Annotated in this window: 22 protein-coding genes, 1 pseudogene and 1 CRISPR repeat array (1 of these 24 cut by a window edge); of the genes and pseudogenes, 3 read left to right on the forward strand and 20 right to left on the reverse strand. The window is 38.9% G+C overall.

Annotated features, from left to right (window positions below):
- Positions 1–1,260: direct repeats of the CRISPR family, unit length 37 nt; unit sequence GTTTCAGTCCCCGTGAGGGGTAATGAGGTTTGGAAAC (it extends 4,078 nt beyond the left edge of the window).
- Between the two features lie 220 nt (positions 1,261–1,480).
- From cas2 to NSTC731_RS27150, 4 genes are read right to left on the reverse strand one after another with little or no spacing between them, the layout of a single operon-like run.
- A complete protein-coding gene (gene cas2, locus NSTC731_RS27135; protein ID WP_445627658.1) occupies positions 1,481–1,774 on the reverse strand; it encodes a CRISPR-associated endonuclease Cas2 in 294 nt (97 codons plus the stop codon).
- Entirely contained in the window at positions 1,771–2,748 is a 978-nt protein-coding gene (gene cas1d, locus NSTC731_RS27140) for a type I-D CRISPR-associated endonuclease Cas1d (protein ID WP_445627659.1), read from the reverse strand. The genes cas2 and cas1d overlap by 4 nt, the downstream gene beginning before the upstream one ends.
- A 54-nt stretch (positions 2,749–2,802) precedes the next feature.
- Positions 2,803–3,402, reverse strand: a complete 600-nt coding sequence (cas4, locus tag NSTC731_RS27145) for a CRISPR-associated protein Cas4 (RefSeq protein ID WP_445627660.1) — start codon at positions 3,400–3,402, stop codon at positions 2,803–2,805.
- Between the two features lie 29 nt (positions 3,403–3,431).
- Positions 3,432–3,620 (reverse strand): DEAD/DEAH box helicase, encoded by a 189-nt coding sequence (locus NSTC731_RS27150; RefSeq protein WP_445632179.1) that lies wholly within the window; start codon positions 3,618–3,620, stop codon positions 3,432–3,434.
- Between NSTC731_RS27150 and NSTC731_RS27155 the strand changes: the two genes are divergently transcribed.
- Positions 3,559–3,690 carry a hypothetical protein gene (locus NSTC731_RS27155; RefSeq protein WP_445627661.1) on the forward strand — a complete coding sequence of 44 codons (132 nt, stop codon included), beginning with the start codon at positions 3,559–3,561 and terminating at the stop codon, positions 3,688–3,690. The two genes, NSTC731_RS27150 and NSTC731_RS27155, sit on opposite strands and share 62 nt — an antisense overlap.
- Positions 3,691–3,906: 216 nt before the next feature.
- Here NSTC731_RS27155 and NSTC731_RS27160 read toward each other — a convergent pair whose 3' ends face one another.
- The 15 genes and pseudogenes from NSTC731_RS27160 to NSTC731_RS27230 all read right to left on the reverse strand — a co-directional run bounded on the left by NSTC731_RS27160 (position 3,907) and on the right by NSTC731_RS27230 (position 16,905).
- Complete coding sequence (locus NSTC731_RS27160) at positions 3,907–4,212, reverse strand: transcriptional regulator (RefSeq protein ID WP_445627662.1); 306 nt, start codon at positions 4,210–4,212, stop codon at positions 3,907–3,909.
- Positions 4,209–4,568, reverse strand: a complete 360-nt coding sequence (locus NSTC731_RS27165; RefSeq protein ID WP_445627663.1) for a type II toxin-antitoxin system RelE/ParE family toxin — start codon at positions 4,566–4,568, stop codon at positions 4,209–4,211. Before NSTC731_RS27165 ends, NSTC731_RS27160 begins: the two co-directional genes overlap by 4 nt.
- Positions 4,569–4,809: 241 nt before the next feature.
- A complete protein-coding gene (locus tag NSTC731_RS27170; protein WP_445627664.1) occupies positions 4,810–5,454 on the reverse strand; it encodes a hypothetical protein in 645 nt (214 codons plus the stop codon).
- A 2-nt stretch (positions 5,455–5,456) separates the two neighbouring features.
- Positions 5,457–6,521: an RAMP superfamily CRISPR-associated protein gene (locus NSTC731_RS27175; RefSeq protein WP_445627665.1), complete on the reverse strand. Its 1,065-nt coding sequence runs from the start codon at positions 6,519–6,521 to the stop codon at positions 5,457–5,459.
- Between the two features lie 2 nt (positions 6,522–6,523).
- Positions 6,524–6,967: a hypothetical protein gene (locus tag NSTC731_RS27180; protein WP_445627666.1), complete on the reverse strand. Its 444-nt coding sequence runs from the start codon at positions 6,965–6,967 to the stop codon at positions 6,524–6,526.
- Positions 6,964–7,977 carry an RAMP superfamily CRISPR-associated protein gene (locus NSTC731_RS27185; RefSeq protein WP_445627667.1) on the reverse strand — a complete coding sequence of 338 codons (1,014 nt, stop codon included), beginning with the start codon at positions 7,975–7,977 and terminating at the stop codon, positions 6,964–6,966. The genes NSTC731_RS27180 and NSTC731_RS27185 overlap by 4 nt, the downstream gene beginning before the upstream one ends.
- Before the next feature lie 30 nt (positions 7,978–8,007).
- The gene (locus NSTC731_RS27190) at positions 8,008–8,628 is read right to left on the reverse strand and encodes a hypothetical protein (RefSeq protein WP_445627668.1); all 621 of its coding nucleotides are present in this window, start codon (positions 8,626–8,628) and stop codon (positions 8,008–8,010) included.
- Positions 8,629–8,630: 2 nt separating this feature from the next.
- Positions 8,631–9,505 (reverse strand): annotated as a pseudogene (csx7, locus tag NSTC731_RS27195) (type III CRISPR-associated RAMP protein Csx7).
- Between the two features lie 27 nt (positions 9,506–9,532).
- Positions 9,533–10,699, reverse strand: coding sequence for a Card1-like endonuclease domain-containing protein (locus tag NSTC731_RS27200; protein ID WP_445627669.1), 1,167 nt, complete (start codon positions 10,697–10,699; stop codon positions 9,533–9,535).
- 62 nt (positions 10,700–10,761) lie between these two features.
- Positions 10,762–11,172, reverse strand: coding sequence for a hypothetical protein (locus NSTC731_RS27205; protein WP_445627670.1), 411 nt, complete (start codon positions 11,170–11,172; stop codon positions 10,762–10,764).
- The gene (gene csx10 / locus NSTC731_RS27210; protein ID WP_445627671.1) at positions 11,169–12,515 is read right to left on the reverse strand and encodes a type III-D CRISPR-associated RAMP protein Csx10; all 1,347 of its coding nucleotides are present in this window, start codon (positions 12,513–12,515) and stop codon (positions 11,169–11,171) included. Before csx10 ends, NSTC731_RS27205 begins: the two co-directional genes overlap by 4 nt.
- Positions 12,512–13,225 carry an RAMP superfamily CRISPR-associated protein gene (locus NSTC731_RS27215; protein ID WP_445627672.1) on the reverse strand — a complete coding sequence of 238 codons (714 nt, stop codon included), beginning with the start codon at positions 13,223–13,225 and terminating at the stop codon, positions 12,512–12,514. Before NSTC731_RS27215 ends, csx10 begins: the two co-directional genes overlap by 4 nt.
- Positions 13,222–15,603, reverse strand: coding sequence for a type III-B CRISPR-associated protein Cas10/Cmr2 (gene cas10, locus NSTC731_RS27220; protein WP_445627673.1), 2,382 nt, complete (start codon positions 15,601–15,603; stop codon positions 13,222–13,224). Before cas10 ends, NSTC731_RS27215 begins: the two co-directional genes overlap by 4 nt.
- Before the next feature lie 18 nt (positions 15,604–15,621).
- Entirely contained in the window at positions 15,622–16,542 is a 921-nt protein-coding gene (locus NSTC731_RS27225; protein WP_445627674.1) for a CRISPR-associated protein Csx3, read from the reverse strand.
- A gap of 57 nt (positions 16,543–16,599) precedes the next feature.
- Entirely contained in the window at positions 16,600–16,905 is a 306-nt protein-coding gene (locus NSTC731_RS27230) for a CRISPR-associated protein Csx3 (protein WP_445627675.1), read from the reverse strand.
- A gap of 100 nt (positions 16,906–17,005) precedes the next feature.
- On the opposite strand from NSTC731_RS27230, the gene NSTC731_RS27235 reads away from it, so the two are divergent.
- Positions 17,006–18,373 carry a TIGR03985 family CRISPR-associated protein gene (locus tag NSTC731_RS27235; protein WP_445627676.1) on the forward strand — a complete coding sequence of 456 codons (1,368 nt, stop codon included), beginning with the start codon at positions 17,006–17,008 and terminating at the stop codon, positions 18,371–18,373.
- A gap of 8 nt (positions 18,374–18,381) precedes the next feature.
- Complete coding sequence (locus tag NSTC731_RS27240; RefSeq protein WP_445627677.1) at positions 18,382–18,525, forward strand: hypothetical protein; 144 nt, start codon at positions 18,382–18,384, stop codon at positions 18,523–18,525.
- Between the two features lie 60 nt (positions 18,526–18,585).
- Here NSTC731_RS27240 and NSTC731_RS27245 read toward each other — a convergent pair whose 3' ends face one another.
- A complete protein-coding gene (locus NSTC731_RS27245) occupies positions 18,586–19,068 on the reverse strand; it encodes a cyclic nucleotide-binding domain-containing protein (protein WP_445627678.1) in 483 nt (160 codons plus the stop codon).
- Between the last annotated feature and the right edge of the window lie 19 nt (positions 19,069–19,087).

Consider the following 19,087-nt stretch of genomic DNA (forward strand, 5'->3'; position numbering starts at 1 on the left):
GGTTTGGAAACCATCAATAGATATTTGAGTTTCCAAAACATTCATTAAGTTTCAGTCCCCGTGAGGGGTAATGAGGTTTGGAAACTCCATGCGAGAAAGAATCTCTAGAGCTTCTTTAGTGTTTCAGTCCCCGTGAGGGGTAATGAGGTTTGGAAACTGGGCGATCGCGCAAAATTTCAAAGAAGTTGACGACATGTTTCAGTCCCCGTGAGGGGTAATGAGGTTTGGAAACACGACGGCAAAATAACTAGCACTGCAACCTTCTAGGCGTTTCAGTCCCCGTGAGGGGTAATGAGGTTTGGAAACACTACGAAGAAGTCAAACTTGATTACTGGAAAGAACTGTTTCAGTCCCCGTGAGGGGTAATGAGGTTTGGAAACCAATCGCCCTAAAAAACGGGGCTTTGTCTTTAGTAAGGTTTCAGTCCCCGTGAGGGGTAATGAGGTTTGGAAACGCGCAAGCACTTGCTCAACTCACAGCCCGCCAACAAAGTTTCAGTCCCCGTGAGGGGTAATGAGGTTTGGAAACAATTTTGAAAAACGATAACATCCACAAGAAACAATTTGTTTCAGTCCCCGTGAGGGGTAATGAGGTTTGGAAACTCCTATGTACATAAATTCATACAATTTCTATTTATGGTTTCAGTCCCCGTGAGGGGTAATGAGGTTTGGAAACCTACTTCTTTACGAATTGCAACTTGAGACATGATTTTGTTTCAGTCCCCGTGAGGGGTAATGAGGTTTGGAAACTATTTAATTTGCTGCCTGAAAGTATTAAGAATTTAAGTTTCAGTCCCCGTGAGGGGTAATGAGGTTTGGAAACAACGGTTTAGCACTCATGCTAGATGCGATCGCTACATGTTTCAGTCCCCGTGAGGGGTAATGAGGTTTGGAAACCCATCTTGGATCTGCAATTTCTTTCCACAAAATTTGGTTTCAGTCCCCGTGAGGGGTAATGAGGTTTGGAAACTTTGAGGATATGCGGAAGTATTTCCACTCTGGAAGGTTTCAGTCCCCGTGAGGGGTAATGAGGTTTGGAAACCTATTATCCGTCCTTTGCCCAAACATATTCATCCCAGTTTCAGTCCCCGTGAGGGGTAATGAGGTTTGGAAACGCAAAATCCCGTCTTGGCTGGTTCGCCGCCTTATGTTTCAGTCCCCGTGAGGGGTAATGAGGTTTGGAAACCCAAAACTCATCAAATGTTTGCTCGTAGTCGATCAGTTGTTTCAGTCCCCGTGAGGGGTAATGAGGTTTGGAAACAGCTCGGTGCTGAAACTTAACCAGAGCAAGCTTCCTGGGGAGTGATTTGACGGATCGAAAAAATCGGTCATTTTCAGCCGTCCTTGTTGCAAATTATTTGCAACTCTCCCATTTCATGAAACGCTATAACTATTATTTTGTCAAGGTTCTGGCGATTTTGACGAGTCTCCAGGGTTTTTGACCCCGCTTCGACTTGTCAAACATCAAGTTTGTAAATTCATCATAAGACTATTGTTTGCTCTTGTCGAGGAATTTCCGAACCGTATGTGATAGTTTTTTTGACTGCACCTGCATCAAGCACATATATACGTACAGCATCTTCTTCTGATTTGATGAGTTTTTCTATTTTTGTTTGTAGTGTAGCAAATTGAACCGTTGTTAAGAAGCACTCGAATACGCTGTACTGTGTCCATTTACCATAGCCTGACAACATTTTGTGTAAACGAGTACGACGCTTATTCGCTGCTTTATTATCTGGTAGATCGTAAATAATCAAATAGAATAGTGTAGTCATCGTAGAGCTAGAGCTTTATAAGGAATCCCTTCTTGCAAATGCCGACTTAGTAATCGAGCTTGCAGTTCTATAGCTCGGCGATAGGTACATCTGTACTCAAAAACAGGATGCTTGAACTCATCGTTCATTTTTCGCTCAAATGCTTGCAAGAAGGATTTACGGGCATCTTCCTTTAAGCGATACGCACCCAAGCTTTCAGAGAAATCTTGTGGCTGAATTTCGCGTTTATGCAAAACGGTCAATACCACATTATCAGCTATCAAGGCGCGAAACTCTTCCATTAAGTCGAGTACCATCGAAGGCTGACCGTGATGTACTTCATGTAGATATCCTATATATGGATCTAAACCAGCTACATGAACCGCAGCTGTTACTTGAACGCGCAGCAAACCATAAGCAAAACTCAGCAAAAAATTCACTGGGTCGGTAGGGGGACGGCGATTTCTGCCATTAAAAGTCCATTGCTTTCCAACCATACGCGGCCAACAAGCAAAATATTCTCGTGCAGCTAAACCTTCAATCCCTCTTACTCGATCGATAGTTTTCTGGCTCTTGACCTGGCTTTTACGTTCTTTAAGAGGATTATCTCGCTCATTATTGCGATACAAAACTTGATACTGATTGTGAATTTTAGCCGCCACGATCGCTTTGACTAATTCTAAACGCCGTACAGGATCGTTATACAGTTGATACTGCGCTAACCGCAATTGTCCATTACGGGAATAGCCAGGAAGTGCCGAACCCAAATATTTACCAAAATGAGAAAGGTAGTGAACCGGCATTCCTAATTCTAAGGCATAAACAAGCGCATCTCCTGTAACTTGAGGATTGCCCATAAGCACAACTTGCTCTACAGTTTGTGCAGGAATACTTTGTTTTTTCCAAGAACCATCTTCCTGCTTTAAAGCCACATTAAAAGCTTCATAATTCTTGCTCAAAACAGCATCAGCTTGGGTAACGTACAGAACTGACATATCAAAGGTGTGTAATTAGTAGTGAATAAAAGTTGTTAATGGAGTAGCACTGATTCAATCATCAGTTTCAGCAGCTTGTAGATTTTGTAATTGCTTAACTTCAACAGGTAGACAAATTCCTTGTAAGCTGCATGAATGACATTTTTTAGGATGGTCAATTGGGGATGGCATCGCTCTATTAGCCGCAAGTTGAGCAAGAGCGATCGCTTGCTCGGTCATTTGTCTTAGTTGTGGTGTAAATGCTACTGTCTGCCTGCGGCGGTTAGCATGATAGAAAATATCACCGTAAGTAATACTGCGTCCGGTACGCTCTTCTAAACATAAAGCGGCTGCACAAAGTTGAAAGTGGTCATTAAGATGCTGTGCCATCTTACCTTTTTTGTATTCCACTGGTACAAGTTGCTCGTTGCATTCTTCTACAGCATCAATAATTCCTGCAACTTTCAAGCGATCGCTCCAGACCCATTGCTGTTGATGAATTAGTGTTTCACCCTCTTGAAACGTGGTTTCTTCATTGATGTTGCGGTGGATGTGACGACCCAAAATGATGTGTTCGTTATCTTCCATCTCACCCAAGACATATTCTAAATAAAATCTGCGTGGGCAATATTCCCAAGCGTTAAGATACGCCAGGGGCAAATAATCTTCATTCATAAGTTGTTAGTCAAAAGCTATTTAATTAATCAATTGATTGTCCGTGACAGTTGCGTAAGTCCTGCTAAAGTTTCGGCACGTTGGCGTAGGCTGTTAGCCAGGGTTCGCAGGGGGACAACGTAGATAAGTTTGTTGGGGAAGTCAAGGTTGAGATGTTTGGCGAAAAGAAAAGGTGCGATCGCTGTTTCTGTTTTCCCTGACCCTGTAGGTGCGCGCAGGAGGATGTCTTGGCGGTTGAAGATGCGTGCGATCGCTTCAATATATCAAAAAAAGGTAACTGCTTTGTAACCAGCATTTACCTCATAACAATGTGTTTTGTAACTTTTAGTCCCCTTGCGGGGAAGTGGTGAAAACTGAAACAACTGTTCAATCACCATACTAGAGGAGTGTTTCAATCCCCTTACGGGGAAAACACTTTTTCTCTAGTCATAAAAATAATAGCTTGACATTTTTGATAAGTCAAGCTATTATTTAATGCTTTTGTTTTTCAAAAAGAACTAGTTTTTACTCAAATTGAGCAAGAACAATTTCCTCTTGGGGGAAATTAGCTACTATTTTTAGATTCCCACCAAGAGCTTTAATATAGCGCGAGAGAGTGGAAATTTGAATGTCTTCTTGGTTCTCTAACTCCAAAATAGTAGACTCGACATCACTGAGTTTTTTTTCCAAATCATCCTGTGTCACGCCCAATGATTCTTGTAGTTCCATTAGGGTAATATGAAGTGACATAAGTTTAGCGCGGATTTCGCTTTTTGCCCTTTGCTCAGGTGACATTTGTTTTCGCAATTCACTAAAAGGCTTTGTCTTCATATCAATTTTTCATCCTCAAGCTCTTTTAGCAATTCGTCGTAGAGTCTATCAGCTTTTGGGACATTCTCTTCATACCAGCGATCGTTACCTTTTTTGTTACCTCCTAAAAGGAGTACGGCGATCCTACGGGGATCGAAGCAATACAATATTCGGTATGGTTCTCCCTTATGTTGTATCCGAAGTTCCCGCATATTTCCATGACGAGAACCCTTGATATCTGAGCTATAGCGAGAGCGAAGATTTGGGCCATGTTCTTGAAGTAACTTGACTACAGCATCCACAGAGACTTGCTCTGCTGCATCAAGTGTAAGCCACCACTGCTCAAACTCGTCTGTATACTCTACTTCGGTTGCCATGTGTAATAATTGCCTATTTATAAAATACTTCGTGCTGTATGCTGGTTGAAAAGTTGATTCAGTCCTACTGTTTGCTAGTTGAAGAGTTGATTCAGTTGAGCTTGAGCTTATAACAGGGGGCGATTCACCCAAGTATGTGGTTATTTGTGAATTCATGTTTTGTTCCTACAAAGATTGCTGGCTAAGATAGCCTTACTTTATATACTATTAGACCTAATAAATTAGTGGTAAGAATTCATCATTAATCAATAAATTTCACACTTTTAATACTTCCATCATCCTTAAGAGACACGATTTTTACTTGCACAGTTTGTCCTTCTTGGAGAGAAGTGGCTTTTTTTGGTTCCTTCTCGGTTAACTTAATCGTCCCCAAAATTTCATAGGTGACTTTGTTACCATTGATTTTGGTAACTTTAGCTTCGATAATTTGCCCAACTTGAAAGTCTTGCGCTTGGGCTATTTTAGCAATTTCCGCTTGACGTGCTGACTCAAAAACAGGTGTTGAGGGAGGAGCAATTTCCCCTATTGGAACACCAGCATCTCTGTAGTAACGCATCAGGCGAGATACCCAGCCTAAAATTTGCAGCATGGTATGAGCATCGTTCACACCTTTAAGATAATCGCTACAAGCTTTCTCGATGCTGCGGTAATAATCTGTGGTTCTACCACTGTGTCCAATTTGTCTACCACTACTGACTAAGGTTTTCAGGTAAGTGAAAAATCGGGATGTTGCATTTGGTTGCTGAACAGAGGCGCGGAGATAAGCAACCGCTTTTCCCAATTCGTTGACATCTGTATTTTCTTTGACTAGGGTTTGAGCGATCGCATGGGCAATTTCCCACTGTGCATTTGTGAGAGATTCTGAGGAAAATTCAGCTATTGTCATGATTAATACATTCCAGACGGGGGTTCGCGGTCGGTTGGATAGCGCAAAATAGCAGCGAGTTCTTCTAGTTGCTGTTTTTGAATCAGGCGTGAATGTGCCGCTTGAATATTTTTTTGGATGAATTGTTGTAAATTTTCCCCAGTCAGTTCATCAGATTGATTGAGATTATAGGAAGAATAACGCTGTTTGAGGTTTTGTGGCTGATGGATTTTGTCAATTTTGACAGTCATTGTTCCCATACCTATGGGTTTACCACCGCCCACTTTTAAAGCCATAGGATATTTAGCATCTTGTCCTAAGACAATTAATAAAGTTCCTAATTCTTCGGCTGTCAAATTTTTAAAATGTAATTGAGTGATAAAAATATATTCTCTGCCAGCTTGTTGTACAGGTATACCAGCATTTTGTCCTTTATCAATTGCTCTAATAGTGTTGTAATAAAACTTACGTCCTGCAACTTTACCTCGAACAAAGTATGCATTACGTTCATCTGGGCGGGGACGATATAAAGAAGGCATAAATCCTGTAGCAAAGTCGATACTTTCACACTTTGCATCGTTGAAATCTAGCAAACCTTGCCAATCTAATGCACCAAAGACCCTACTAGCTGGACAAAGTTGTTCTTTGTGGCGACAAGGTAAGCGTTCTTGAGGAATTTTATCTCTATATCTATTAGTAATTACTGCTAAAGTACTATTAGTAATCGCCTCATATACAGACCGGATGCAACCTTTTAGAGAACTGCCCTGAATTGACAGCTTTTGGTCAACACCCTGTACCATCGTTTTAATTAGGGGAATGCGGTTGTTACCAATGTCGCTACCCATAACCACTATTCCAGTAGAGACGTGCAGAGATGTCTGCACTTTCAGGGTGAGGAATAATGTACCATGTAGGCGATCGCTCAAATATTTGTGATGTCCAGCCGGACGTTGTAAATTAGGGCGTTCTTGCGGAAAGGAAACAAATTCATAAGGTTTTGGCGGAAGTTCTGGTGATGAACCCCCACCACTAGGACGGTTAGGTTTACTAGGTGGTTGAGGTCTTGATGGCCGATTTGCAGTCATAATTATTGTTTAATTGTCAAAGCGACAAAATGAACTGTAGAGGTTTGTTTATCGATAAAATAACGCTGGGCGATATCTAATTCCTGTGCAGGAAATCCTTTCGGAAAACGGGTTTCTGTGGGAGAATGTAAGTGAGCTTTTCGGTCTTGAGTTTCCCAAATTTCACCCACTGGTTTAAAATCAGAGTATTCACCCGCAACACTCAAAAGCAAGACTTCATAACTATCTTTGCGCTTATACTTCCACCTTAATTCACAGTTTTGATTAAACATTTGGCCTTCCAACATTGGGAAGTCATCTTTTGTGGGTTCTTGTGTCCAATTCTTGCTAACTTTGTGACTCCACCGGAAGAAGTAGTAACTAGGTTCAATTGCGAATTTGTTAATTAATACCAGCAATTCTTCAACTGATAAAAGTTCTTGTTTCACACCAACAAAAGCCGTCATTTTGACACCCCTAATAAACTACTCCAAGACCTAACAGCACGTTCAAATAAATCTGTAACCGTACCATCGCGCCAAGTAAGTTGCACACCAAAACCTAAATCCATCTCTTGTGCAGCAACAGGAGTATCTTGATAATCTGGTTTAGAGAAACCATATAATTGTGCATCTTCTGGTTCTAAAAACTCTCCAGCACCTAAAAGGAAAGTATTAGACCATTGTTTTTGACTTCCAATAGCGTGAATTTGTCGTTTATCTTCCGACAAAACACAACCAGGATATTGCACAATCGCTGAGTTTAATTTAACCTGTACAGTACCCAAACCGCGAGATTTGGCAAAACCTAAACCGAACCAACCATCATCTAAATCTCGTAATACTAAACCAATTAAACCTAATTGTGAGAGAGTGAAGTTTTTTAAATGAATCTTGGTATGAAATTCCCCAGCCGTGCAAACTTGATAATTAAAAGGCCCCACCGCTACCGAACCAAAAACTCTATCAATTGCTACGCCATTACGTTCTTCAATTTTGAGAGGCTGAGACTTATCTGGATAAGCATCTTCTATTCTTAATCTACTAGCAATGGAAGTATTACCAAATATTTGCGAGATAAAGCAGGATTGATTGTAAATTACAGCACCTGGATGAGGATGTTTATCTTCAGGTTTCTTGTTCTTTTCGTCATTTTTCCATTTTGTTAAATAGAAATTGGGATTGTTATCTTGATTTGTTTCATCCAACAAGTTACTAGCCCAAATCTTTTGACTATTTAATTTGGGACGTTGTTCACCTCCTATCGTTCTAACAATTCGTTCTGCGTGTGCGCGAATTGCACCTTTTAAACTGCTTCCTGGTAAATAAATAGTACGCCCACCAGCATGATATGTTTCGACAAATTCCATATCAGGCTTAGTCGGATCGGCCCCTTCCTTACCAGATTTAATAAGAATCGGCCCGTCAGGAATTAAAGTTAAATCAATAGTGCAGTGGTTAACAAATCTTTTGTGCATAGTTATATTCAGTTGAAGAAATATTGCAGATTAGGCAGCAACTAAATTATTTAGCTGCAATTCACATTGTTGAAATACAAAATTAACAGCCGCAAATAATTTATCTAGTTCTTGAATAGTATAGAAAGTGCTATTTCTAGTAAATATTTGTGCTTCTAGCTTGCCAAATTGCCAGCGATCGCCATTGGAAACAATACCATAAATCACTATTTGATATTCTCCATTCAGTCTTTGAGCAGCAATCATTTCCGCTAAACATTGCGCCCAACCAGTTTCAAAGTTATCTTGCTTTGCTTCTACTAATATAAAGTATGGTTGATCAAAGACAACTTTCCCTAATGGTGAACGTTTAGCCAAAATATATTCAGGAAAGCCTGATAGTTTTTCGTCATAATTTAAGGATTGATGACTCCATAAAATAAACTTACTACGGTAAGTCTTCCAGATTTCTTTCAGTACGGGATAAATGAGATTTTCACAAATAGCAAACTCGGAATTATCAACAACGGCATCCCGCATCATCAGTTCTAAATCTTCGCGGAAATAGTCAGGAATAGTAAAAGCAAGTTCGCTGACAAAATTAGCTTCGGTATAAGTTACTTGAAATGCTTTGAGAACTTCCCCGATAGTTTTGAAACTGCTGAAAGCCATAGTTACCCTCCTGAAGCAATTGATTGGGTGGAATTTTGAGCTAACTTGTCACTCAAATGATTTATCAAATCCTGCGTCCAAGTATTCTTAAACTGCTTACCATCTTCATAAATTGATGTATCGCTAGTATCTTCATTTACCAATGTCTGCAAGTATTTCAACAACTTTTCTGAGTTGTTATCAACATCAATCCATGTCATCGTGTCAATATCTAGTTTAACGACACCCAAGCCACGCGATATCGCCCTCCACCCAGAAGTATTTGTTCTGTTTCAAACTGGTGTAACCCAATCATCAATAAACCTAATTCCCAAGGTTCTGCATTTTCGACTACAGCTTTAAACTCAAACTGTGTCGCTGCTGGAACTACTTGGAAATCATATAGTTTCCCATCTGCGGCTGTTTCGGTGTCTCTGTCTATAACTACCCCGTCTCTTTCTTGGTATTGTCCAAACCAGGTATCAGGGACTACAGTTAAATCTCTGACTTGAAATTTGCTAGCAATCCAGGGTGAACCAAAGAGGCGAGATGGTAAATCAGTCTGGTTGATAATTTCCCTTGTCAAAACTTCGTCATTATTATAATTTTCTTTTAATTCTTTCATTTCTTGAGATGTAATTGACCATTCATCCTCAATAGCTGGATTGGCGACGAGTTTGCGATTATTTCCTACAATACCTCTAAGGAAACTTTCGAGGCGCGATCGCATTGCACCTTTAAAGCTAGAACCTGGTATTAATGGATTACCCAAACTATCTTTAATTACAGGTAAATCCGATCCAATTGGTTCACTAGAACGACCTGCGCTGATGCGTAGTGCTGTAATTGTTGTGAGTGTACCTGTTATTTCTAGGCGATTTTTGAAGGTGTCAAACATGGTTTTTTATTAATTTTGTAGATTGATTTAGCGTCTCGGATAAGTAGGGAATTGCATTTCTTTTGCTAAAATGTCATTCATCCTAGTTAATTCATTACCTGACACAACTACAACTCTATTATTTTTTGCCTTATTCAGAAATTCTTCTCCTACGTCACTTTCGCTTGTTATGAATAATTTCACACAATAATTTCCTCCTAGTTTCTCTGCTTTTGAACTAATAACAGATAAATCATCAGCATCTAGTTTTCCACCAGTTTTACATTCACAAATCATTGCATTAGCACTGTTTAAACAAAACACATCTATCTCGCCTCTATAATTATCTATTTCAACTCCCATTTCTACAGAATCAAAGCTACACTGTTTAGCTGAAGAGTATACAAACACCTCTAACCAATCTCCTGCTAAAAATGCATAATTTTCTTTTGTTTCTATACGAAATTTAATGAGATTATTCTGCTTTTGCAAATTATGAATAATTGAAAACTTTTCCAATTCTATAAAAAATTGTTCTAATTCGTTAATTAATATTCCTAATTTTATAAAATCTTTCTCATCTATTGAAAATCCTCTGGGAGCTTTAATACTATCTCCACCACCTGCTTTGCTACGAATAACAGAAATAATTTTACTTGAAACTTGAATACAATCCACAATATATTTTGCTGTGTTTTCTAAATTATTTTCAAAATTAATTACCTTTTTAAAAATATTAAAACCACACAGAGCAATATAATTTTCTACACTTAACCGCTTATTAAAAGGTATAGCTTGCTTTCCAAAAACTAGTGGAATAATCTGTGATTGGTCGGTATTGACGGTAAACACTAAAACATCTTTATACTTTTCCAGAATATAACTATAAACTGAAAAAGCCATTGATTGAGGAACAGTACTTAAATTTACATATTTTAACTCTTCTACACCTTGACAAAGTTTTTGGACAGCTATATATACTTCATCAAACTTGTTAGGATCAACACTAATTACATCAGTTTCGTTATCACAAACCAAATTTTCTCTTTCTTGCTTAATAACTTTTTCTATATTTTTTTGGAAGTGTAAATATTGCTCTTCTCTACACAGCAAAAATTTTATCCTATCAACTTGATCAAGAAATTGAAGAACTCCTGCAATTGCTGGAACTCCACTACGACCACCAATTAAAACTAGCATTACTCTCTCTAACATATATCAATACCTAAATCTATTGAGTTTATTGTGTAATTAGTTAGTTGTGGATTTGAGAAAATTTATGCCGTACCATCACGCTTATACTTCAAATGACGTGCGCCATAACCTAAGTAACGGCGAATCAGTTCTAGCCATGTAGGTTTATAATCAGTTTCACTACATTCGGCAATTACCTGAGCAGATTTTTTGATATTTCCATCAATATCTTCAATAATTTTTTCCGCTAGAGAACCTTTACCTCTACCCCATTTCCTATCCCTACCTACTTGATAACGGATAAAGTTTTTAATAGCTTCTACACTTTCACTAGTATCAGCCACACGTACTAAGTTACGAAATTGTGATTCTTCTAAATCACCATAACTTGTTTTATCTAAAGCATCCTGAATCCAGGTAACTATATCATCTTCAGCCTGCCGGATTCCTTTTTGAACTTTAAGTTCTTTCTGAGTATCTAATTGTTCGCTCATTTAGCTTTCTCCCTAAATACAGTATGAAATTCGTTGCAAATTTGCACTTGTCCAAAACCTTCAGAAATGCGATCGCCTACTCCTTGCAGTTCTAATTCCTTTAATTTATTAATCCATAATTGTTCATTTGCTTGATTTGTACTAAATAAATAGACACCTCCTCTATTTGTGACTAATTCTATATCTTTCATCAATCCCCAAGCAGAGTTCCAGCCAGAACGATAGCTATAGCTGCTGTATGCAACTTCTAATTTGAGGTAATCATTTTGTGCTTCGGGATTTAGTTTTACAAACTCATCATATAAACCTACAAATTCGCATAAAATTTTTGGAGAAATAACCGTAGTACGTCGCCAATTTTCTGTAAGGATGGCATCAGATTGTAGGTCTAGAGTAAAATATGTTCGACCTGCTAATAGGTTCTCTTCTGGTTCTCCAAACACTGACCATAGTTGCCAACGGTCTTGAAGTTGTTGGTTGAATTCTTTAAATCTAGCTTCAACATTGGTTGCAGCATTTTCAATCTCTGCTTTAATTTTAACTTTGCCAAGACCGCGAGAAGTTGCACCACCTAAGCGAAATAATTGAGAATTATCATTAATAAATTTTGTCAGAGATTTAGCTAAGTATTCATGTTTTAAGATAATTGCACTGCGGTAAACAACAGGATGCCAATTTTGTCCTTGGGGATTCTCTGTAAATGATTCATTTAAAACTTCAATGCTGTAAAGAATATCATCCTGAGATGTAGCGCGTTGGCGGTTGATTCCTACCCTTGTTAAAAAGCGGGTGCTAACAGAATGACTGCGATATTTGCCATCTTTACAACTATAAAAGCCGTTGTATGGTTCAACCCGTGCATCAGTCTTTTCTTCTAGTGATTTTGGATCGCTAGGGTCAAAAGGATAATTGTACGCATCTGCACAGAAGCGATCGATTAAAGTGTCAAATACCCCGTTACCTCTGGGTTTAAAACCTGGGTTTGTTTTAGAACTGACGGCGGTTGCAGGTAAAACCATAACCTCATCATCTACAACTCTAGAAATGAGTTCAGATTTATTGTTATGAGGATTAGATAGAATTTTAGCTACACCTGGGTAAGCATTCTGAAAAATTGCTGGTTCATCACTCAAAAATAACGTGGCAAAATCACCACCATCTGCGAGATTTTGTTCTGCTATTCGTGGCGTTTGCTGATTAGATAGTTGTAGGATATGAGATGCGATCGCACCCCGAATCACAGAACCAGGAATATGATCTTCCGCTTCACTTACAGAACCAGGTTTTTTACCTGCGATCGCTAATGGCGATAAAGCTGTAATCTCTAATTTAATCCGCTTCATAACTTCGCCTCTGGTAGTAGCATTGTCCAAGCTGCATCATCTTTCGGTACTGTTTCCAAATCTTTCCACCGCAGCCAACCTAACCCCGCAGATTTACTACCACCGAGGGCGTGAATGTGCCGCAAGCCTGCTAAAATCAAAGCCTTAGCATATGGTGGACAATCAGGTAATAGATGAATTTCTCCCGTAAATTCCAATTGATTATTCGCTGGAGAAGTTTCAAGAAAAAATAGTTTATTTTCCTCTGCGGTTAAGCGACGACGGTTGATAGTCACACCAGGACGTATCACATCTGGTAAATCCTCCCGTTCGATATGACAAATCAAGTCATCAACTACAATCCGCGATGGAAGTATAGGATTACCAAATATTTGCGAAATTAAGCAGTGATAACCTCTGTAACCAGCCACTAGGTAACGAGACTGAAATTCTCTGCTCACTTGTTCTTCTGTTGGACAAAGTGTTTCCGCTTTTGGTGATGCAAAAATCTCCCATCCTAAACCCCTAGCTAGTTTTTCGCATTCATGGCGCAGTCTCCCTTTGAGTTGAGAAGCAGGAATTAACAATTGTCCTTGAGCATTGCGGATGATAGGCTTATCTGCAAGGGAACCATCAGAACCACCTGCGCCAACACACAAAGCCGTATCAATTATGGCTGTGAGTTTAATATTTGTTACTTGGTTTTGAGGTAAGTCTCGTAAAGTAATCATGATCTCAACGTTGCTTGCTGTGATTTTGCCGAATTTGATTTATTCTCTGTTTTTTCGATAAAAGGATATAAATCTACTAACTCTCGCCAAATAGTTTCATATTGTTGGAATTTTTTCAATAGGGTTAGAATCAAATACTGTAATTTGAATTGTTTTGTGGAACAGGTTTCAAATAAAATTAACAACATCAAGTTTCGGTATGTAGTTTTTCTATCTGGTATCCAAGGTGCTAAATTGCCATCATTGGTTAAAGCTGCACACCATGCTTCTTCAAATTTTTGTTTTAATAAATTTTGAGCTTCTTTATTACTTATCCGGACTCGAAAATAGCGATAATTGAGGATAGCTGTCTGTTTACCTCGTTCTAGTAAACTGCGGATTTGGTAAATTTGAGATTTGGGAAAGTCTGCATCTTTTAAAACCTTAGCAGTTTCTAATAGTCCACCAAGTTCATGCAAGGTATAAGGTGCAGCATACAGCTTGAGTTTTTGCTTTCCATTGCCAAATTTAGTTAAGCCATTTGAGCGAAATTCACTAATATTGGAAGAAATCATCGTTACAGATTTCATCACTAAAAAATCTACCGTTCCACCATAGTAGCCGTCTTTTTTAAGGTCTTTTGCTTGTTTTTTAGCCGATTTAAGTAACTGTTCAGTTAACTTTTGTGCATAGTATAACGGTGTATCTTCAGCCGTAATTAGTACACCAGTTGACATACTCAGTTTGCATTGATTAGCGATACCAACCTGTTTTTCACCCTGATAGCGATGTACAATTTGAGGATTATAAGTCTTGTCTGATTTGTAATCACTGCTTTTTATTAAAAGTATTTTTTCAAACTCCTCACCAATCGTTTTGGCAATAGCTAATGCTTTATCTGCTGGTACAATCAGCATGACATCATCACCACCAATAGTGAGAATTTCAAAAGGATGAATCCAGTGACCATTGCGCTGTACCTTATCTTGATCCTTAATGTTTTTTAGTTGATGAGGGTGTAGATGTTGAGCCAATGCTTTATAAACTGATTGCTCAGTAGCTTTAAAAATGTCGTCACTGAATTTTTGATATTCATGTGGAGTTTTAATCTTTTGAATATAGCCACCCATATTATTGCCATCTGCATAAATATAAGCAACAAAACCATCAGGTTTACTCGCATTAGCAATTTCTATCAAGGAACGTGCTTCTTCAGGATTTTGGCAACCGTTATAGTATTGATTAGCTAATTCATGAGCATCTAAAAAATCTTCAAATTTTTCCACCCAACTGGGTATATAAATTTGATTAAATTCCCAATCAAAACCAGCTTGATAGTACCAGTTTGTAGAGCTATCATCTCGTTTAGATATTTGTCCTACAATCCGCTTACGCGCCGAAGCTTCTGAAAACCAAGGTTCATTAGGAAGACCTTCAGCTTTCATCACAGCAGAACGGCGATCGCCCTCATCTCTCTTTAAAGAGGGGTGCGTTTCAAATATTGGTGGATAATTGCGACTGTGACGATTTATGAAATCATTCCCGCTTCGTCGTTTGTTGAACAAGGATGCTAACTTACCTACCAACTCATTAAAACTTTTACGTTCTTTAAAAGCTTGCAGTGCATCATTTACATCAGGTTGAGTAAAGTAGGCTTCTAGCAGTTGATGATTAAGATTACTGTTATACTTATCAACCCAGAATGTTGTATCAATCTGATTATTTAGTAAACCAAAACGAATTTCTAACGGCTTAAATTTAACGCCAACAGCACAGGAGTTAGCAGTTAAAGTTTCTTCAGTATAACGCTTTTCAATTGCATTTGCTAAATCATCTACAAAAGCTGCTGGACAAAAAGCTAAAATATTACCACCAGTAGAGTAAATAATAAGTTCAGAAATCAAAGCGGCTTCTAAATCAGGAAATTTCCTTTTTAACCATTGAGATATCGAGATTGATTTAGATATTGAAATTGATTTAGTTACGTTTTTGTATTCACCAAAAAAAGCAGGTAAATCAATCAAGTTAATTCTATCCAGTAACGCTGAAGCACCTCTAATATCTGGCAATTTAGCCGCTTCAAATACATATTGTTTAATTTTAGTTGCACCACCATAAACTAAGCCAATGCGAGTAGTTTGATTCCATAAATCAGGATATTTACTCTTTAATTCATTTAGAGTTTGAGGAAAGAAATTTTTATCAATACCTTGTAATTCCTGCGCCTGCTTCACTAACGCTTGAACTTCCTCCGGTACTTCTTTCCCATCATTTAAAGCCTCACGCATTTGCCGCAACACTTCCAAGCTATACTTAGGCTGTCGTTCATTACCCCAAGCCAAACACCAAGCAATAGCAGTTGTAATAAAATTTTTATTCTGCATCTCTACTTTTTCCATCTGTACGTACTCCTGCAATTACTTCCCTTTACAAAATCCCACCAACAACCGCGCCAAAGCCTGCACCATTGGACGCTGGGATACATCCTCGCCTCGCTGTAGTCTATGAACTGTACCACGCAAAATCGGCGATCGCGATTCAACAACATCATGATTCCCAAAGAAATCGCTAAAAACGATCGCAATAACTTCCAACTTCAACCGATCGCACAACCTTTCCCAAGGCTCAATCTCCGTCTCATCTTTGACTAAAATTACTGCATGAGTAGCTTCCGCCATAATCAAGCGGTTCTCGTCTGATATTTTTCCCCCAATATCAAAGACGAATAGCGGTGTATTGATACCTCTAACTTCCTGCGCTTTGAGTTTGGCGAACTCTGGGGTAAATCCTGCTTTGTATTTTGCTTTCAGATGGGCGGCTAACTCAGGATCGCGTCTAGCTGTTTCGCTGTACCATGAACCATCGCCATCGGGACAGCCGGAAATAAAGTATGATTCTGGTGCGTCGGGAATCTGCAATAGTGCTTGTTTTAATCCATCCCGAAAGCAAGTTTTTCCAGTGTTAGCAAAACCGCAGAGTACCAGTTTAATGTTTGACTGTAGTTGCGATCGCACCACATCTAAAGTATCTCCTACTCGATAGTCTGGATGTCTGCTAATGGTGACTACATATCTATCAAGCCCTTTATCTCCAATCTTCGGATCGAAGATGGCGATCGCATCATATACTTTCCCTAACTTATCCCCTAAGACCTGACTAACTAATACAGATATCCGTCCGTTGATTTTGATGAGAGTACCTCCGGGTATCTCTTTTGTAGCAATCATTTCATCTAATTTTGTTGCTACATCGCAGACAATGCGATCGCCTGTGGCTTGTGTATTGCCAAATCCTACTTTAAGAATGTCACCCTGTAACTCTATATGATAAGTAGTCATGATTATTGCAGATTTATCAAACCAATCTACTCCTCTTTTTGCTTCGCCTATCAAATATCAATCAATTAAGTCTCCCAATTTATAACTAGGATTGTGTGTAATAGAAATCACATATTTACCCAACTTAGGATCGTAAAAAGCAACTGCTCCGTATATATGAGCCAGCTTGTGTGCTAAAACAAATGCTACAGGTATAGAAATCGGCCCGTTAATCTTGAGTAACTGGCCTCCGGCTAATTCACCTGATGCTGCCATTTCTTCTAACCGGGCTGCGGCATCCCGTACAATTTGGTCATTTTGGGCAGGTTCGCCAAAACTAACTCGTAATAGGTTGTCTTTAATCTCAATTTTGTAAGTAGACATTACCATTACCTTGATTTGCTTGGTACATCATACACGCCGTTGGAAAAGATGTCTTCCAAAAAGTTGTATCTTAAAGAAAGTTATTTATCGAGATTTGGCTGTGTCTGAATTAGTGTTTCAAGATGCTCCCCAAGTTGAATTATTGCAATGGTTAGCACGCGGTTCGCTCAAGCAAAAACTGTTGCGGACGATTCGATTGTGGGTGTGGTTGCGATCGCTTTACGGCGATCGTCAAGAACGTTTAGCTTTAGATGATTCGTTCACTTATGCCGAATGGCGGGACGCATTTTTTAGTTCCACTCATACCAAAGGCGAAGAAATTCCAAGTTTGCACGATCCTGATTGTCCTTGTGCCAAAACAACCCAGCAGTGGTTATTTAACGAAAAAACAGGTGTTGTTCCTCATCACTGGCAAGAATCGTTGATAGCTCACACTGGGATAACAGATTCTAGCAAACTATTCAAGCAAAGATTATTTGGTGTAACTCGTCGTTCCTTGCAAGGCGATTTAGAAGTTCTAACAGACTTGGGTTGGTTGGTTTATAAAAACGAAAAATATTACCGTGTTAGCGAGTTCCCACAACGTCCGGTTACACCAAAAGATGAGGCTGAATATAACAAACTGAGTGTTTATCAATTAAATTTTCTGCACGATGATTTGATGGGGTTTGCTCAAAATAATTTTCAAAAAATTAACGGGGTACAACGCTTTTTTTTGAAAGTAGACTATGTTGTACCTCGTACTACCTTGGATGCTGTTGATGATTGGCAGTACCAGTTAAGAGAGCTTTGGGCAAAAACTCCAGTCCCACCAATTAAACTAACTTACGCAAGTGCCAAAGTTGCAAATCAGCTTGATTGTATTATTTATCCAGTCTGTATTTACTATGTACAAAGAGCAGTTTATTTATGTGCTTACGGTGAAAGCCCTGATAAACAAACCCAATGGTATAACTTCCGCCTTGACCATATTAAAAAGATGATTCCTTTGAGTTGGGATAGCTCAGAGTTACCTTTAAATTTACGTCAACACTATCAAAGTCATACTTTACCCAGCCCAGATGATATTGCTTTAGAAATGTCTAAAGCTTGGGGATTCGATTTCTACTTGCCTTCACAATTAATGTTGATGCGCTTTGATAGAGATTTTGGCGATCGCTATGTTAGGGGTACTGAACGCCATGAAACTTTTGAAGAGATTTCTTACCAGCAAGCACAAAAACTAATCAAACAAAAAATCAAACAACCAGAACAACAGACTTTGCTAAAAATTCTGGCCAATCGCTCACCAGAAGATACTTATTATCAAGTATTTATTCGTTATCAAGATGAGAAATACAGAGACAACAACGTTATCATGCGCCTACGTGCATGGCGGCCTAAATGTGAAGTTCTCTTTCCTTACGAACTAAGGCAAAGTATTGCCGCTGATGTCGCCAAAGAATTTCAGCTTTACCACCAGAATTGAATTTTCTTATGAATACATTACACTTAACACCAAAATTTGAAGAAGCATTAATTTATGCAACTCGTCTTCATACCAATCAAACACGCAAGATTAGCGGTGTTCCTTATATAGCCCAATACGGTTCAGTTAAGGCTGAAATAGTTGTAAATTAAGTATTGTTTTCAAAAATAGAAATCAAATACAGTGCATCTCAAGGAATTGTCATTGGTGTCTCACAAGATACAAAGTACTGAGAGATTCAAAGCAATAGAGACAGCTATCCCAGCTGCTTCAATCGAACAGGCGATCGCTCGATAAAATCGAGATGCAAAACCAATATCCTGCTGCAATTTTGCGGTCAATTGCTGCCGAGAAATCGATATTACCACCGACTTTTGAGCAGCTTCAACAGTAGTAACAGCTGGGCGAACATTAAGAAACGGGATTTCTCCTACTATCTCACCGCTTGATAACCTACCAATCTCTCGTCCTAATGTTTCACTATCCTCCATAGCTGCAAAAGCTCGATCCAGAGGCTTGTTTGTAGCTTGTGACACAGTGATTGTGAATGTTCCATCTAGTATGATGTGTAGGATATCCAGGGCTTTTCCTTGCTGTACAAGGATAGTGCCAGCAGGGATCTCCTTTTTCTGACCCGTAGCGATCATCCAATTGATGTCGCTATTACTCAATTCCTTAAGTATAACTTCTGTCATAACTCATATCAATTGTGGT

Source organism: Nostoc sp. DSM 114167, assembly GCF_052692655.1.